This is a genomic window from Limosilactobacillus pontis DSM 8475, from assembly GCF_001435345.1.
Classification (GTDB): Bacteria; Bacillota; Bacilli; order Lactobacillales; family Lactobacillaceae; genus Limosilactobacillus; species Limosilactobacillus pontis.
In genome coordinates, this window is the sequence record NZ_AZGO01000008.1 from 60,593 (window position 1) to 78,807 (window position 18,215).

Consider the following 18,215-nt stretch of genomic DNA (forward strand, 5'->3'; position numbering starts at 1 on the left):
AAATTAAATTTAGGCGCATTTAGGCAGCGCTAGATGGAAAATGATCGCCAACAGCGCCGCAATGCAGTCGATGTCCTTAGACATCTGGGAAGCTCTACCAGCCTGGTAACAATGGGTAACTATAATCCGTGTGCTGCCAGCTTCACTTCATCAACAAAATGACTTTAAAAATAAAAAAAACCGGTTTAAAACCGATCTTCTTTATTCGGTCATGACAGCGAACTAGTCGTTGCCCTTACCGCTCTTCTTGATGATATCTTCTTGAACTGACTTAGGAACAGCTGAGTAGTGGTCGAAGGTCATCGTGAAGGTACCACGACCCTGGGTAGCAGAACGCAGGGCAGTAGCGTAACCGAACATTTCTGACAGCGGAACGAATGAGTGGATCAGTTGAGCGTTACCACGTTCTTCCATCCCATCGATGGTCCCACGACGAGCAGTTACTTGACCCATGACGTCACCCATGTTGTCTTGTGAGACAACGATGTCAACCTTCATGATTGGTTCAAGGATAACTGGGTCCGCCTTCTTAGCAGCATTCTTCAGAGCGAGGGATGCGGCAACCTTGAAGGCCGCTTCACTAGAGTCGACTTCGTGGTAACTACCATCGTAGAGCTTAGCGTGCATGTCAACCAGTGGGTAACCGGCCAGGACACCGTTTTGCATAGCTTCCTTCAAACCTTGTTCAACGGCAGGGATGAATTCACGAGGAACAACACCACCGACAATGGCGTCTTCAAATTCGAAGCCTTCCCCTTCCTTTAGTGGCGTAAATTCAATCCATACATCACCGTATTGACCCTTACCACCAGACTGACGAACGAACTTACCTTGGGCACTTGCCTGCTTGGTAAATGCTTCACGGTAGGATACTTGTGGCTTACCAACGGTAACTTCGGCGTGGAATTCACGACGCAGACGTTCAACAATGATGTCCAGGTGCAGTTCACCCATCCCGGCGATCAAAGTTTCACCAGTTTCAGGGTTAGTCTCAGCCTTGAAGGTTGGGTCTTCTTCGGCCAGCTTTTGCAGACCCTTGTCCATCTTGTCCTGGTCAGCCTTAGACTTTGGTTCAACGGAAACCTGGATAACTGGGTCAGGGAAGTCCATTGATTCAAGTTGCAGTGGGTGATCAGGGTTGGTCAGGGAGTCACCAGTCGTGGTGTTCTTCAGACCGATAGCAGCGGCGATATCACCAGAGAACACTTCTGGGATTTCGTGTTGTTGGTTAGAGTGCATTTGCAGCAGACGACCGATACGTTCACGCTTGTCCTTAGTGGCGTTCAGAACGTATGAACCGGATTGCAGTGAACCAGTGTAAACACGTAAGAAGGTCAGACGACCAACGAATGGGTCGGTGGCGATCTTGAAGGCCAGGGCAGCGAATGGCTTGTCATCACCGGCAGTCAGTTCAACTTCGTTACCATCAGCGTCGTGGGCAACGAATGGCTTAACATCCAGTGGTGATGGCAGGTAGTCGATAACGGCGTCAAGCATCATTTGGATACCCTTATCCTTGTAGGCAGAACCAGCAAGTACTGGGAAGAGCTTTTCTTCCAGGGTTCCCTTACGGATAGCAGCCTTGATTTCATCGACGGAAATGTCTTCACCCTCAAGGTACTTCTCCATGATATTGTCGTCGATGTCCGCCAGCGTTTCGATCATGGCATCGTGACGCTTTTGGGCTTCGTCCTTCATGTCATCCGGAATGTCAACGGTGTCCCAGTTGGTACCCAGCTTATCTTCGTCGTAAACGTAGGCAACCATCTTAACCAGGTCAACAACACCAGAGAAGGTGTCTTCCGCACCAATTGGCATTTGGATCGGAAGTGGGGTAACGTTCAGACGGTCCTTGATCGTTTGAACAGAGTAGTCAAAGTTGGCACCAACCTTGTCCATCTTGTTAGCGAAGACGATCCGTGGAACGTTGAATTGGTCGGCTTGACGCCAAACTGTTTCGGTCTGTGGTTCAACCCCGGCTTGGGCATCGAGGACCGTTACGGCACCATCAAGCACCCGCAATGCACGTTCAACTTCGACAGTGAAGTCCACGTGTCCTGGGGTATCGATGATGTTAATCCGGTAGTCCTTCCAAACGGCCGTGGTGGCAGCGGACGTGATGGTGATACCACGTTCCTTTTCTTCATCCATCCAGTCCATTTGTGAAGCACCATCGTGGGTTTCACCAATCTTGTGAATCTTACCGGTGTAGTAAAGAATCCGCTCAGTGGCAGTCGTCTTACCGGCATCGATGTGGGCCATGATACCGATGTTACGCGTCTTAGCAAGTGGATATTCACGTTTGTTAGCCATCTTAAAGTGTATCTCCTTCCGAAAGATAATATCTTATAATCGCCATTTTTAGAAAAAGGGATGACGGTTATCAATCAACTACGTCACCCCTTTATTGTAACCAGTCAGGCAACTGGTTTCAATTGCCGATGATTACCAGCGGTAGTGTGCAAAGGCACGGTTAGCTTCTGCCATCCGGTGAGTGTCTTCACGCTTCTTAACTGAAGCACCGGTGTTGTTGGAAGCATCGATGATTTCACGGGAAAGCCGTTCAACCATAGTGTGTTCCCCACGCAGCCGTGCGTATTGAACAATCCAACGAAGACCCAACGTGGTCCGCCGTTCTGGACGAACTTCGATCGGAACTTGGTAGTTAGAACCACCAACACGACGAGCCTTAACTTCAAGAACTGGCATAACGTTTTCCATTGCTTGTTGGAAAACCTCAACTGGATCGTTACCAGTTTCTTCCTTAATTTGGTCGAAGGCTGCGTATAAGATCTTCGTAGCAGTCCCACGCTTACCATCAACCATCAGACGGTCGATTAAGCTCGTAACCAGCTTTGAGTTGTACACTGGATCTGGTAAAATTTCACGCTTTTGTACATGTCCTTTACGTGGCATTACTTAACTCCTCCTTAAAATTACTTCTTAGGCTTCTTAGTACCGTACTTGGACCGTGATTGCATCCGGCCTTCAACACCGGCAGTATCAAGGGTACCACGGATGATGTGGTAACGAACCCCTGGCAAGTCCTTAACACGACCACCACGAATTAAAACAACTGAGTGCTCTTGGAGGTTGTGGCCAATACCAGGAATGTAAGCAGTAACTTCGATCAGGTTGGAAAGACGTACACGGGCGTACTTCCGCAGCGCTGAGTTTGGCTTCTTAGGAGTCATGGTACCAACACGGGTAGCAACCCCACGCTTTTGTGGAGCTGGCACCTTGACTTCTTCCTTCTTAAACGTGTTGTAAACATAGCCAAGAGCTGGTGACTTTGACTTGCCCTTGTGGCTCTTACGGCCCTTACGTACCAATTGGTTAATGGTTGGCATAATTTTTCCCCTTCCTTGTTTTAAGTCCACACATCCAGGTGGTTCTTTTTGATGAATAAAAAAATTGCTGGATGGTTATTAGATTGTCGTGCCTTCGTTGACGCAAAAGTCTGCCCAACGACAGACACTCCGTTGCTAAAAAAGCACCTTAAATAGACTATCACGTCCCCAAATGAATGTCAACGCGATCACCAGATTTATTTTGGCGCCAGACACTATAAACCACGTCTATTTATTATAGGAGGTTTTTGTCATGTTTACCAAGCTATTCGTCACCATCATCGCCGTTGTTCTTGCCTCGTTCACCACCCTCTGCGCCCAGCGGTCTGGCAGCGGGCAGTCCCCCTGGTCGCCGGCACGGTCTTATTGTGACCACTGCCATCATCCCCTCACCTGGTGGCAGCTATTTCCCCTCATCGGTTGGGTTGTCCAGGGCGGGCGCTGTCATTTCTGCCGGGAACATATCACTGTCTACGACCCTTTCTGTGAATTAACCTGTGGATTATTTGCCTGGGTGCTCGCCGGACCGGATCTTTTCCACAGCCTACTAGCAGTCCTGGTAATCCAGGCCCTCCTTTTCATTGCCAGCTGTGACTACTTCTACCAGTACTTATACCCGCTCAGCTTGGTCGGCCTCCTCCCCCTCCCCCTGCTTATACCTGGCTGGACCGTTCCTGATCCGCTCGACCTGCTCATCGGGACCATCTTTCTTATCCTGCTTACCATCATGGTTGTTCACTACCACTGGCTCGGCGACGGGGACGTCCTTTTCATCGCCATCCTCCTCGGTGCTCTCGGGACCGAGCATACTGCCATGATTACCCTCTTAGCCTGCCTGTTCACCCTCCCCGTATTTTTCCACAACCACCGGGCCCGGCTCCCCTTCTTGCCAGCCCTCTGTCTGGCCACGCTAATCATTTTGATCAGTTACTAAAAAGGCCACGGCAACCAGGACCGTGACCAATTTCATAACCTATTTAGTTTTATCCTCAACCGGGGTGATCTTCACCAGGAAGAGGTTGTGACCAAAGCGGGCCAGATTTTCGATGTTCTGCAAGAGCAGTAACAGCCAGGAGAAGGCGAGGCCAAACTCAAGCAACTCAAAGGCCGTCAACGATAGGTAGTTGCTGAGCTTAAAGATAATATACTCCAGGCCCATTAACGCCCCCATAACATAGGAAAGGATCAAAAACTGCCGGGTCACCTCTGGTAATAGCCAGCGAACCAACACGATCAGGATCAGCATGATGTAGACCAACCACATCGATACCCGGTCATGCAAGATGTGAAACTGGGGATCATTGGGAAAGAGGCCAATCGAGGCAATGCAGGCCGACAGCATGTACAAAAGCCAGCGGAGGGTCAGTACCTGCCAGCCCCGGTAACGCTTCTGCAGGTTGACAAATAGGTAGTCAACCAGGGTCAGCATCAACAATCCCGAGAAGATCAGGGTAACATTGAATTGAAGGCTGGCGGAGTTCTCCACGGTGCCAAGGAAGCTGAAGTTGTGCTTCCACCAGTCCCGTGATGAATTGGTCAGCATTGAAAAGAGCATTCCGCCGATGATCATGATCGTCAGCAGGTTGGTGACCACTCCAGAAGTCAGGGTCATCGCCAGGTTGATCATCACATAGTTGACCGCGGCGAAGATTACAAAGGCAAAGACCGTCGTCGTATAAAGATCAAAACTGGCGTTGGCAAACATCTGACCGAGCAGCCAAAAGAAAGCCGAGAAGGAAAAAACCATAATTAATCCACAGGCAATCGCCAGGGGTGGCAAGCTTCGCCAGTAGAAGTCCTTGGTTGGCCCGGTCTTCTTCACCTTTTCCACAATGAAAGTGGTGATAAAGAGCACCAGCCCCGAGATCACCCCGAGAAACATCGTCCCATTAGCCAGCGAATAGTCACTCCCCGTCAGTGGGATCGGGTGGACGGCGTTTCGCTGGCGGAAGAAGGCATAGAAGATCAGGGTGACTACCGCAGCCGGTAGGGCATACCACCAAAAGACAATCTGCGGCAGCTGATCAATCACCCGGGCCGACCGGACGTCAATCTGTTTATGATTGACGCTCAAGGCCAAGTGGTCGCCCGGTTGAAAGTCAGTCTGCTCAAGGGCCGCCTTGGGGATTTCAATTTGATATTTTTTAGTCAAATAGACACCTCACTCACAACAAAAGAGGCCGGTAAGTAACTTACCAGCCTCTTCTCTTAACTTATCCACAAGCCTAGTTTTGCTTGTCTTCCTCTTTCATCTTGGCCTCAAGGTCCTTGATGGAGTAAGCGGCGACACTGACTTCCTTTGGCTTAATATTTCGGTAGGTTGGCATCCCAGTCCCGGCTGGAATGATCTTACCAATGATAACATTTTCCTTCAGACCAACCAATGGGTCGTTCTTACCACGAATAGCAGCGTCGGTAAGTACCCGGGTCGTCTCTTGGAAGGAAGCAGCAGACAGGAAACTGTTGGTTTCAAGCGCCGCCTTGGTAATCCCAAGGATAACCGGACGAGCAGTTGCTGGGATCCCACCAGCGTACAGGGTTGGCTTGTTAGCTTCACGGAATTGACCGATATCCATCAATTGACCTGGCAGGAGGTCGGTGTCACCTGGATCCATGACCCGAACCTTGCGCATCATCTGCCGAATCATGATTTCAACGTGCTTATCAAGCAGGTCAATCCCCTGCATCCGGTAAACACCCTGAACCTGAGCCAACAGGTAGGTTTCGGTGGACAGGACATCCCGAACCCGAATCAGTTCCTTAGGGTCGATGGAACCTTCGTTGAGGGCCGTTCCACGGTGAATAAAGTCACCTTCGGCCACCCGCATTCGGGCCGTGATCGGCAGAGTGTAGGTCCGAGTATCGGTTTCACCCTTGACGGTAACGTCCTTGGTCCGTTCAGCCGGGTTCTCTTCGATTGAGACAACCTCACCGGTAACCTCGGTGATCGTTGCCCGACCTTTCGGGTTCCGGGCTTCCACAATTTCTTGCACACGAGGGAGCCCTTGGGTGATATCGTCGTTACCGGCAACACCACCAGTGTGGAAGTTCCGTAAGGTCAGCTGGGTACCTGGTTCACCGATTGATTGTGCGGCAACCGTCCCAACGGCTTCACCAGCTTCAACCCGGTCACCAGTAGCGGCGTTCCGGCCGTAGCAGCGTTCGCAGACACCATGTTCGGTGTTGCAAGTGAAGGCAGAACGAATCGTAACCTTCTTAACCCCGGCGTCGACGATCTTCTGAGCCATGTTCTCGTCGATCAGAACATTCTTGCCAACGATCTTCTCACCGGTCTTCGGGTCGAAGACGGACTTCATCGTGTAGCGGCCCATGATCCGGTCGTACAGTGGTTCAATCATTTCGTTACCGTTGGTGATGGCAGTAACTTCCAGGCCACGATCCGTGCCACAGTCCTTTTCGCGAACAACCACGTCTTGAGCAACATCGACCAGCCGCCGGGTCAGGTAACCTGAGTTGGCGGTCTTCAAGGCAGTATCAGTCATCCCCTTACGAGCACCGTGTGAGGACAGGAACATTTCCAGAACGGACAGTCCTTCGTAGAAGTTGGACAGGACTGGCAGCTCCATGATCTTACCGTTTGGCGAGGCCATCAGGCCACGCATCCCAGCCAACTGGGTAAAGTTAGAGATGTTACCACGCGCACCAGAGTCGGACATCATGTTGATTGGGTTGTGAATATCCATGTGCTCAATCAGCTTGTTTTGTACCTCATCCTTGGCATCGTTCCAAGCCGCGATAACCCGCTCGTACCGTTCGTCATCTGTGATCAGGCCACGCCGGAACTGCTTGGTGATTAGGGCCACCTGCTTACGGGCGTTCTTGATGATCTCCGGCTTTTCAGGCAGGTCATGAATATCAGACATGGCAGTGGTCAAGCCAGAAATCGTGGATTCGTAGTAACCAAGGTCCTTGATCCGGTCCAGGAACTGGGAGGTCTTGGTAACCTTGTACTGCTTGTAGACTTCGGCAATCAAGTCAGACAGGAAGCCCTTCTTGAATGGTGGAACCAGCGGTGCGTTCTCAAGGTATTCATGGATGTCTTCGCCAGGTTCAAGGAAGAACTTGTCAGCGACCCCTTCATGAATGTTGGCATCGGTTGGTTCATTGATGTAAGCAAAGTCCTTTGGCATGATCCGGTTGAAGAGGAGCTTACCAACGGACGTTACCATGATCCGACCGCGTTGTTCGTCGGTGAATGGCTTGCCAGGGAATGATGATACCTGAACACCAACCCGAGTCTGCAGGGAAACGTAACCGTTCTTGTAGGCCATCTCAGCTTCATCGGTATCCTTGAAGATCATCCCTTCACCTTCACGACCCTTATCTTCAGTGGTCATGTAGTAGTTACCGATAACCATATCCTGGGATGGGGACACAATTGGTTCACCGTCACGTGGGCTCAGGATATGGTGGGCAGCCAGCATCAGCAACCGAGCTTCAGCCTGGGCCTCATCAGACAACGGTACGTGAATGGCCATCTGGTCACCATCGAAGTCGGCGTTGTAGGCGGTACATACCAGTGGGTGCAACCGCATGGACTTCCCGGAAACCAGGATTGGTTCGAAGGCTTGGATACCAAGCCGGTGCAGAGTAGGTGCCCGGTTCAGTAATACTGGGTGTTCCTTGATGACGTCTTCCAATACATCGAAGACATCGTCATCACGACGGTCAATCTTGCGCTTAGCCGCCTTAACGTTGGCGGACAGTCCCCGCTTAACCAGCTCGTGCATAATGAATGGCTTGAACAGCTCGAGGGCCATCGGTACTGGCAGACCCATCTGGTTCATCTTCAGGGATGGACCAACATCGATAACGGAACGACCAGAGTAGTCAACACGCTTACCAAGCAGGTTCTGACGGAACCGTCCCTGCTTACCCTTGAGCAGGTGGGACAGGGACTTCAGCGGACGGTTACCAGGACCAGCAACCGGACGACCCCGCCGACCGTTATCGATCAGGGCGTCAACGGCTTCCTGTAGCATCCGCTTTTCGTTTTGAACGATGATATTAGGGGCCTGCAGCTTGAGCAGCCGCTTCAGACGGTTATTCCGGTTGATAACCCGCCGGTAGAGATCGTTCAAGTCAGAAGTAGCGAACCGGCCACCTTCCAGTTGAACCATTGGACGCAGGTCCGGTGGCATAACCGGGATAACATCCATGACCATCCATTCCGGCTTGTTGCCAGACTTGATGAAGGCTTCCAGGATATCCAAACGCCGGATTGCCCGCGTCCGCTTTTGCCCGGTGGCTTCCTTCAGCTCTTTCTTGAGTTCCTTAGCTTCCTTATCCAGGTCCACGTCGGCGAGCAGCTTCTTGATTGCCGCAGCACCCATCTCAGCAGTGAACCGGTTGCCGAATTCAGCCTTCTTGTCACGGTATTCGGCTTCGGAGAGCAATTGTTTCTTCTCCAGCGGGGTGTCACCAGGATCGAGCACTACGTAGGAAGCAAAGTAAATGACTTCTTCCAAAGAGCGTGGGCTCATGTCCAGGACCAGGCCCATCCGGCTTGGGATCCCCTTAAAGTACCAGATGTGAGAAACCGGTGTAGCCAGCTCGATGTGACCCATCCGTTCACGACGAGCCTTGGAACTGGTAACCTCAACCCCACAACGGTCACAAATCCGACCCTTGTAACGAATCCGCTTGTACTTTCCACAAGCACACTCGTAGTCCTTAGTTGGGCCAAAGATTCGTTCGTCAAACAGACCCTGCTTCTCTGGCTTCAGCGTCCGGTAGTTGATGGTCTCCGGCTTCTTTACTTCACCGTAAGACCAGCTACGGATCTTATCTGGAGATGCCAGACCGATCTGCATGCTTTCAAATTTATTGACATCAATCAAAGGATGTTCCTCCTTATTTCAGTAAATCTCAGTTGAAGAACGATTAATCTTGCTTGGTTTTATCTTCAGTCGTTGATGCAGATGTGGTCTTCGAAGCCGAGTTCTTCTTATCACTGTCGGCATTGTGCTGCTCAGCGTACTTAGCCAGGGCGTCAACGCTGACAACTTCGGAGTCATCTTCATCCATGTTCTTTAATTGAACTTCCTGGTGGTTGCCGTCGAGGACCTTCATGTCAAGACCCAACGCCTGGAGTTCCTTAACCAGAACCCGGAATGACTCAGGAACACCTGGTTTTGGAATCGGCTGGCCATTGATGATGGCATCGTAGGTCCGGACACGACCAACCGTATCATCAGACTTGTAAGTCAAGATTTCTTGCAGGGTGTAGGCCGCACCGTAAGCTTCGAGGGCCCAAACCTCCATTTCACCGAACCGCTGACCACCGAACTGGGCTTTACCACCCAGTGGCTGTTGGGTAACCAGTGAGTACGGACCAGTTGACCGGGCATGAATCTTATCATCAACCATGTGAGCCAACTTCAGGTAGTGCATGGACCCAACGGCGATCCGGTTTTCAAATGGTTCACCAGTCCGTCCGTCGTAGAGAATCGTCTTACCATCTTCTGGGAAACCAGATTCCCGAACGGCGTCCCAGACGTCCTTGTCAGAGGCACCATCGAAGACTGGCGTTGCCATGTGGATACCAAGCCGCTTAGCAGCCATCCCCAGGTGTAATTCAAGCAGCTGACCGATGTTCATACGACTTGGCACACCCATTGGACTCAGCATGATGTCGATTGGCGTCCCGTCCGGCATATATGGCATATCTTCTTCAGGGATAACGATAGAAACCGTCCCCTTGTTACCGTGACGACCGGACATCTTGTCACCGACCTGGATCTTCCGCTTCTGGGCAATGTAGACCCGAACCATGGTGTTGACACCTGGTGACAGTTCGTCCCCGTTTTCACGGGTGAAGACCTTAACGTCCTGGATGATCCCGCCACCGCCGTGAGGAACCCGCAGTGAGGTGTCACGGACTTCACGAGACTTTTCACCGAAGATGGCGTGCAGGAGCCGCTCTTCGGCAGACAGTTCAGTCATTCCCTTCGGCGTCACCTTACCAACCAAGATGTCGCCATCATGAACTTCGGCACCGACCCGAACGATCCCGTTTTCATCAAGATCCTTCAGGGCGTCATCACCGACGTTTGGAATTTCCCGGGTCATTTCTTCCGGCCCAAGCTTGGTTTCCCGTGCTTCGGACTCATAGGATTCAATGTGAATGGACGTGTAGACATCGTCCTTGACCAGGCGTTCGTTGATGGCAATGGCATCTTCGAAGTTGTAACCCTGCCAAGTCATGAAGGCAATCAATGGGTTTTGACCAAGGGCCAGTTCCCCTTGCTCCATTGATGGACCATCGGCCAGCACATCATCGGCATCAACGTGTTCACCGACCTTGACAATTGGCCGCTGGTTGTAGTTCTTACCACCGTTAGAACGACGGAACTTCATCAGCTTGTAAGTGTCAAGCGTCCCATCATCCTCGCGAACCCGAACCTCACGGGCATCAACGTATTCCACGGTCCCAGCCTTCTTGGCAATCATGGCTACCCCAGAGTCATGCGCCGCCTTGTAGTCGATCCCGGTACTTACCAACGGTGCGTGTGGGTTGAGCAACGGCACGGCTTGCCGCTGCATGTTGGCACCCATCAGGGCACGGTTGGAGTCATCGTTTTCAAGGAATGGAATACATGCGGAAGCGACGGAGACAACTTGTTTTGGTGAAACGTCCATGTAGTCGACGTTCTCAACACTAGTTTCAACGTATTCATCCTTGTCACGAGCCATAACCTCATCATCAACAAATGAACCATCGTCATTCAGTGGTGAGTTGGCTTGGGCAATCACAAAGTTATCTTCTTCGTCGGCCGTCAGGTAGTCGATCTTGTCCGTAACCTTGTGAGTCTTCCAGGAAACCCGCCGGTATGGCGTCTCAATGAAACCATACTTGTTAACCCGGGCGTAAGAGGAAAGACTGTTAATCAGACCAATGTTTGGCCCTTCTGGCGTTTCAATTGGGCACATCCGGCCGTAGTGGGTATAGTGCACGTCCCGGACTTCATAGCCGGCTCGGTCACGCGTCAAACCACCAGGACCCAAGGCGGACAGACGCCGCTTATGCGTCAGTTCACCCAGTGGGTTGGTTTGGTCCATGAATTGGGACAGCTGGGAGGAACCGAAAAATTCCTTGATTGATGCAACCACAGGACGAATGTTGATCAGCTGTTGTGGGGTAACGGTGTCAGGATCTTGAATTGACATCCGTTCACGAACTACCCGTTCCATCCGGGCCAAACCGATCCGGAATTGGTTCTGCAGCAGTTCACCCACGGAACGAATCCGCCGGTTACCTAAGTGGTCGATGTCATCGGTCGAACCGATACCTTCCTGCAGGTTGAAGAAGTAGTTCAGGGAAGTCAGAATATCGGCTGGTTCGATATGCTTGTATTCCAACGGAATGTGGCCGTTACCGATAATCGGGACAATCCGTTCCGGATCCTTCTTGGAGTAAACCAAGATCTTCTGCAGCTTGACCGGTTCAGTAACAACAGCCTCGTCAGATGGCGTGTAGGTAACCATCTTGAAGTCGTCACGGTCCAGGTAAGGTTCCAACTTCTTGAGAACTTCCTTGGTAACCGTATCACCCTTCTGCGCCAACACTTCACCAGTGTCAGGATCAGCCAGGGTCTCAGCCAGGTTCTCACCGAGCAGACGGTACTTAAGCATCAGCTTCTTGTTGGTCTTGTAACGGCCAACCGGAGCCATGTCGTAACGCTTTGGATCGAAGAACCGGGCAGTCAGCAGGTTCCGGGCCGAGTCAGCGGTCTTCGGTTCACCTGGACGCAGGCGCTCGTAAATGTCCTTCAGGGCTTCTTCAACCCGGGAGTCTTCAGCGTTCTTGTGGACATCCTTATCCAAAGTCAGTGACAGGGTCTCACTGTCACCACCGAACATATCAATAATTTCGTCATCGGAACCGAAGCCCAGTGCCCGAACCAGTTCGGTCATTGGCAGCTTCCGGGTCCGGTCGATCCGGACGTAGGAAACATTCTTGGCGTCGGTTTCGTATTCCAACCAGGCACCACGGTTCGGAATGAAGGTGGCACCGTAGCTTGGCCGACCATTCTTATCGGTTTCTTCATTATAGTAAACGCCAGGGGAGCGAACCAATTGGGAAACAATAACCCGCTCGGCCCCATTGATAATGAAGGTTCCCTGATCAGTCATCAGTGGGAAGTCACCGAAGAAAACATCCTGCGACTTGATCTCACCAGTTTCGTGGTTGGTTAACCGTAAAGTAACGTGCAGTGGTGCTGAGTAGTTAGCATCGTGTTCACGTGCTTCATCAACAGTGTACTTAGGTTCTAAAAGTTGATAGTCAACGAATTCCAGGGAAAGCTTACCTTGGAAGTCATCAATTGGCATAATGTCATCAAACATTTCCCGCAGCCCTTTGTCCATGAACCAATTGTAGGAATTAGTCTGGATCTCAATCAGGTTAGGCAACTCGAGAACTTCTTTAATCCGGGAGTAACTACGACGGGTACGGTGCTTACCGTATTTAACTAAATGTCCGGCCAAACTGTTCACCTCTCTAATTTGTTGGGTGAGTCGTTTCCAAATGTTACATTTTGGTTACAATTACACCAAAAAGCAACTTTTGGGCAAAAAAAATCCAAAAACAGTCGTGAAACTGTCTTTGGTTTTATTGCAGGAGGTGATGGACAATAGATCACCATCTCCAAATGAACTCACAAATTACATACTATAATAGTATAAGTTCTAAATATTAACTTGTCAAGGATTGAATAATTTCTTCCTTGGGTGTCCGCTTCAAACCGTTAACGATACAGTCAATGATCAGCTTAGTGCGCTGGTCGTTGGTGATGGCCTGACCACCGATCACCTGGTAGGTACCAAAGACTGGCGTCAGGCTGGCCAAGAAGAGTTCTGCCGCTTCCTTCGGTAAGAGGTCTGCCCGTAAGTTAACCGCCGGCTGCTTGAAATATTCACCAATTGGAATCAGATAGTCCATCACAAAAATCATATTGAACTTCCGCTGGGCACTCTTGGAAAGTAACTGCATGGCCTGGTTATACTGGTCATAGATGCTGATCGGGTGGTGTTTCTTCAAAACCTTAACAATTTCAAATAGCTGTTCTTCTGGTGATAACTTATGCTTGCGTAAGACCTTGTTGATATCCGTACGGACCTTTCCAGAAAAGTCCGTCATCACGCTCAAGAAGAGGACCTCCTTGTCGCTAAAGTGGTGATACAGGGCCGGTTGGGTAATTCCGATCTCCTTGGCAATGTCCCTGGTTGATGTTTGGGCAAAGCCCTTTTGCAAGAAGAGCCGCGTTGCCGTCCGCAGAATCGCGGCCCGCGTCTTTTCAAGCTGCTCCGTTCGTTTCATTTGAATTGACATATCCTCCTCAAAAATCACATTTATCAACTAGTATATTACCAGTCATTGTTTCGTGACAATAGCTTCACAAATTAGGAGCTGGCTCATCGTAGAGGCAGCTCCTAGTTCATCACTTATTCATCTTGACCAAGACGGGCTTGGTCGTGTTAGCATTCCTAATTTTCATTGTCAGTTGGCCACGATGGGCGCCAATCGTAACGTCATCGCCCACCTTGATCTGGCCATCCAGCAGGGCCGTACTAAGACTGTCCTCAACATGGTCCTGAAGCGCCCGCCGCAGTGGCCGGGCCCCATAAGCCGGATTGTACCCGATCTTGGCAATTTCGTCAATCGCAGCCGGGGTGATCTTAAGATTGATCCCCTGCTCCGCGATCCGGGCGCTCAGGTCGCCAGCCATTAGTTTGACAATCTGGTGCAGCTCCTTCTTGTTCAGGGAGTGGAAAATAATCGCCTCGTCGATCCGGTTGAGAAATTCCGGACGGAAGTGCAACTTCAACTGTTGCCTGATAGCCGCCGACATGGCGTTGTAATCGTGACTCAGGTCCTTAGCACCAAAGCCGACCTCCTTCTCGTCCTGAAGTTGGGTAGCCCCCAGGTTAGAGGTCATAATAATGATCGTATTTCTAAAGTCAACCTTACGACCCTTGGCATCGGTCAGGTAACCGTCATCCAGCACCTGAAGGAGGAGGTTGAAGACGTCCGGGTGGGCCTTCTCGGCCTCATCCAGCAGGACAACCGAGTACGGGTGTTGGCGAACCTTCTCGGTTAATTGGCCCCCCTCGTCGTATCCGACATAGCCCGGAGCAGCCCCAATCAGCCGGCTGGTGCTGTACTTCTCCATGTATTCGGACATGTCGATCCGGATCATATTGTCCTCAGAACCAAACATTGCCTCGGCTAAAGCCTTGGCCAGCTCGGTCTTTCCGACCCCAGTTGGCCCAAGGAACATGAAGGAACCGATCGGCCGGTTCGGGTCTTTGAGCCCGCTGCGCGCTCGCCGGATGGCCTTAGCAACGGCACTGACGGCCTCCTCCTGGCCAATCACCCGCTGATGGAGAACCCGCTCGAGATTGACCAAGCGTTCACTTTCACTCTTCTTCAGCTGGGTCAGCGGTACCCCGGTCCATTCGGCCACCACCTTGGCGACATCTTCACCCGTAACCTTCAGGCGGTAACTGCCCTTGGCGCTCGTTTGTGATGCTAACTTCTTCTGCTGGCGGTCCAGCTCGGCTTTCAGGGTCAGCTCGTCCTGGCGGAGCTGGGCAGCCCGGTCAAAGTTCTGGTTCTCAATCGCCGCTTCCTTGGCCGAGCGCAGGTCATCAAGCTTGCTCTGCAAAGATGGCTGTCGATCGCGCTTCTCTTCAGCGTTGATCCGAACCATCGCTGCCGACTCATCCATCAGGTCAATGGCCTTGTCGGGCAGGAAGCGATCACTGATATAACGGTCAGAAAGCTTAGCCGCCTGCTCCAGGGCGTCGTCAGTGATCTTGGCGTGGTGGTGTTCTTCATACTTCGGCCGCAAGCCCTTTAGGATATGGAGGGTTGCTTCGGGCGTTGGCTCGTCCACCTGGACAGTCGCAAAACGACGCTCTAAGGCCGCATCGGATTCGATGTACTTCTGGTACTCATCCAGGGTGGTGGCCCCGATTGTCTGTAGTTCACCACGGGCCAGGGCCGGTTTCAGGATGTTGGAGGCATCAATGGCCCCCTCTGCCCCGCCGGCTCCGATCAAGGTATGAAGCTCATCAATGAAAAGGATGACGTGCCCATCATTTTGAATCTCCTCGATGACCTTCTTTAAACGGTTCTCAAACTCACCACGATACTTGGTGCCAGCGACCAGTGAGCCCATATCAAGGACCATCAGCCGCTTGTTGGCCAATTCCTCAGGAACGGTCCCGGCAACCATCCGTTGGGCCAGGCCCTCGACGATTGCCGTCTTTCCGACACCGGGTTCACCAATCAATACGGGATTATTCTTCGTCCGCCGACTCAGGATTTGGACGACCCGCTTGATCTCCTTATCCCGGCCGACCACCGGATCGAGTCGCTTGGTCCGAGCTAGCTGGGTCATGTCACGGGCCAGCTTATCAAGGGTTGGCGTCCCGGCCGACTGGGTTTTAGCATTCCCCTTCTGACCGGCCTGACGGCGAACCTGGCTCTCAGAAATTCCAAGCCGCCGTAGAGTTACCTTGCGTACCTGCCGTGGCAGAACATCAAGGCTGTACAAGATACGGGAGGAAAGCACTCCCTCATCAGCAATCAAAGCCAATAGCAGGTGCTCGGTACCAATCTTCAGAGCATGCATCTGTTGGGCCTCCCGCCCGGCTAATGACAGAACCTGCTTGGCCTTCGGTGAGTACGGCAGATAGTCTGCCGGCCCGAGGTCATCCATCGTTCCATAACCGATCAGGCGCTCGATCTCTTCTCGAATATCATCACTCGTGATTGAGAACTGCTCGAAGATCTTGTTGGCAATCCCGTCCTTATCCATCGACAAGGCCAGCAGGAGGTGTTCCGTTCCCATGGCCTGGTGCTTGAAGTATTTTGCTTGTTCATGAGCAATTGCTAAAACGTGCTTAGCGCTAGGTGTAAACATGTTATCCATCTGCAATCATCCTCTAACTTTCATACCGTAAGCGATTAAGAAATGAAACTAAAATCCGTGCACGAAGCTTGTTCACCATATTGGTATCATCAACTGCTAAGGTCTGCTTCGACAGTGCCATCAGCATTAGATCACCCTCACGCTGTGAAATCACCTTTTCATTATAGAGCGTTTGAATTATTGCAAATGCGTCCCGTTCACGAATTGTGTTGCCAATTGCCTGGACCAGTGAGTTTAGCACATCCACATCACCAAGTAAATTAACCCGCTCAATCCGGATATAACCACCGCCACCCCGCTTGCTCTGCACAAGGTAGCCATTCTGAATGGTAAACCGGGTCTTGATTACATAGTTAATTTGTGATGGAACAACGTTAAAATGATCAGCAATTTCAGAACGACGGATCTCTATCTGAGTGTCGTCGCCAAAGACCTCTTTAAGATATGCTTCAATTATATCCGAAATACTTCGGTTTTCCATTTCATCGCCCTCCATCATCTGACTAATCTTGACCATTATTTTACCATATTTTTCTCAACTCTGCCCAAATAACGTCCTAAATAAAAGAACTACAGGAAATGATCAGATTTCCTGTAGTTCTAAATATCATATCTCAATTAAATTTTAAGTTAGTCTTCGAGGCTGAAGTCAACGACGTTCCGACCAACAACCTTGTTATCCTTAAGTTCTTGGATCATGTCATTGATTTCAGAAAACTTACGAGTGTGAACGATTGGGTGAACCTTACCTTCAGCACCGAATTGGAAACATTCTGCCAGGTCTTGACGAGTACCAACCAGGGAACCAGCAACGATAATCCCATCAAGAACCGTCTTGGCGATGTTCAGCTTCATGTCACCCTGTGGGAGGGCAACGGCAACTAAGCGGCCATCTGGGCGAAGGGAGTTAACGGCTTGGTCAAAGGCAGCGGTCGTAACAGCCGTAACAACTGCAGCGTGAACACCGCCAACCTTTTCCTGGATCTGTTCATCAACGTTGTTATCATGACGGTTGATGCAAATTTCAGCACCGTTTTCCTTAGCAGCCTTCAGCTTATCTTCGTTACCATCAACGGCGATAACGTGAGCACCAAAGACGTTGTGAGCAAATTGGATACCGAGGTTACCAAGACCACCGGCACCGACGATTGATACCCATTGGCCAGGCTTAATGTCGGCAACCTTCAGTGCCTTGTACATCGTAACACCGGCACAGGTCAGTGAAGTTGCTTCTACTGGGTCCAGGCCTTCTGGAACCTTAACAGCGTAGTCGGCTGGAACGATACATTGTTGTGCCATAGCACCATCAGCAGTGTAACCGGCATTCAGGACGTTCCGACAAAGGGTTTCACGACCGGTCAGGCAGTATTCACAGTGGCCACAGCCCTTGAAGAACCAAGCGATTGATACCCGGTCCCCAACCTTCAGTGAGGTAACACCAGGGGCAACCTTGGATACACGGCCAACACCTTCATGACCGATAATCCGACCAGGCTTCTTACCGAAGTCACCGGCGGCACAGTGAAGGTCGGTGTGGCAAAGACCACAGTATTCCATGTCAACTAAAGCTTCGCCTGGCTTGAGGTCACGAAGCTTAACATCCTTAATAGTAACGTATCCATCTACTGGATCATTGATAACAGCAGCTTTCATAAGGTAAGATCTCCTTCTCAAAGACATGTTATATTTTTCACAATTATTATGATAGCAGAAGATCCCCATTTTTTAAAGCAACTTTTGTGAAAAAATCGTCAATGAAAGCGGACCATTCACTACTAAATAAGCAATAAAAGCGTTACAACAGGATCTAGTACGAGCAAACCAATCATAAAAATAAATTATATTACTAAGGCAGATTGCAAGAAATAACTTGAACGAATTTAGTGACGTAGATTAAGCAAGA

At 50.8% G+C, this 18,215-nt stretch carries 11 protein-coding genes; 1 reads left to right on the forward strand and 10 read right to left on the reverse strand.

The window, feature by feature from the left end; genetic code table 11:
- Window positions 1-222: 222 nt before the first annotated feature.
- The 3 genes from fusA to rpsL all read right to left on the reverse strand — a co-directional run bounded on the left by fusA (window position 223) and on the right by rpsL (window position 3,350).
- A complete protein-coding gene (gene fusA / locus FD34_RS00865; RefSeq protein WP_057805854.1) occupies window positions 223-2,313 on the reverse strand; it encodes an elongation factor G in 2,091 nt (696 codons plus the stop codon).
- A gap of 132 nt (window positions 2,314-2,445) precedes the next feature.
- Window positions 2,446-2,916, reverse strand: a complete 471-nt coding sequence (gene rpsG / locus FD34_RS00870; protein WP_057805856.1) for a 30S ribosomal protein S7 — start codon at window positions 2,914-2,916, stop codon at window positions 2,446-2,448.
- 20 nt (window positions 2,917-2,936) lie between these two features.
- The gene (gene rpsL / locus FD34_RS00875; protein WP_057805858.1) at window positions 2,937-3,350 is read right to left on the reverse strand and encodes a 30S ribosomal protein S12; all 414 of its coding nucleotides are present in this window, start codon (window positions 3,348-3,350) and stop codon (window positions 2,937-2,939) included.
- Window positions 3,351-3,603: 253 nt separating this feature from the next.
- Between rpsL and FD34_RS00880 the strand changes: the two genes are divergently transcribed.
- A complete protein-coding gene (locus FD34_RS00880; RefSeq protein ID WP_057805859.1) occupies window positions 3,604-4,284 on the forward strand; it encodes a prepilin peptidase in 681 nt (226 codons plus the stop codon).
- Between the two features lie 39 nt (window positions 4,285-4,323).
- On the opposite strand, the gene FD34_RS00885 is transcribed toward FD34_RS00880, so the two are convergent.
- The 7 genes from FD34_RS00885 to adhP all read right to left on the reverse strand — a co-directional run bounded on the left by FD34_RS00885 (window position 4,324) and on the right by adhP (window position 17,965).
- Window positions 4,324-5,502: a DUF998 domain-containing protein gene (locus FD34_RS00885; RefSeq protein WP_057805861.1), complete on the reverse strand. Its 1,179-nt coding sequence runs from the start codon at window positions 5,500-5,502 to the stop codon at window positions 4,324-4,326.
- A gap of 73 nt (window positions 5,503-5,575) precedes the next feature.
- Window positions 5,576-9,211, reverse strand: coding sequence for a DNA-directed RNA polymerase subunit beta' (rpoC, locus tag FD34_RS00890; protein ID WP_057805863.1), 3,636 nt, complete (start codon window positions 9,209-9,211; stop codon window positions 5,576-5,578).
- A 43-nt stretch (window positions 9,212-9,254) separates the two neighbouring features.
- Window positions 9,255-12,869: a DNA-directed RNA polymerase subunit beta gene (gene rpoB / locus FD34_RS00895; protein WP_057805865.1), complete on the reverse strand. Its 3,615-nt coding sequence runs from the start codon at window positions 12,867-12,869 to the stop codon at window positions 9,255-9,257.
- Between the two features lie 199 nt (window positions 12,870-13,068).
- The gene (locus tag FD34_RS00900) at window positions 13,069-13,692 is read right to left on the reverse strand and encodes a TetR/AcrR family transcriptional regulator (RefSeq protein WP_057805867.1); all 624 of its coding nucleotides are present in this window, start codon (window positions 13,690-13,692) and stop codon (window positions 13,069-13,071) included.
- A 121-nt stretch (window positions 13,693-13,813) separates the two neighbouring features.
- Window positions 13,814-16,312, reverse strand: coding sequence for an ATP-dependent Clp protease ATP-binding subunit (locus FD34_RS00905; RefSeq protein ID WP_057805869.1), 2,499 nt, complete (start codon window positions 16,310-16,312; stop codon window positions 13,814-13,816).
- A gap of 13 nt (window positions 16,313-16,325) precedes the next feature.
- Window positions 16,326-16,793, reverse strand: coding sequence for a CtsR family transcriptional regulator (locus FD34_RS00910; RefSeq protein ID WP_057805880.1), 468 nt, complete (start codon window positions 16,791-16,793; stop codon window positions 16,326-16,328).
- Between the two features lie 149 nt (window positions 16,794-16,942).
- On the reverse strand, window positions 16,943-17,965 hold the full coding sequence (gene adhP, locus FD34_RS00915; protein WP_057805872.1) for an alcohol dehydrogenase AdhP: 1,023 nt from the start codon (window positions 17,963-17,965) through the stop codon (window positions 16,943-16,945).
- Window positions 17,966-18,215: the final 250 nt, after the last annotated feature.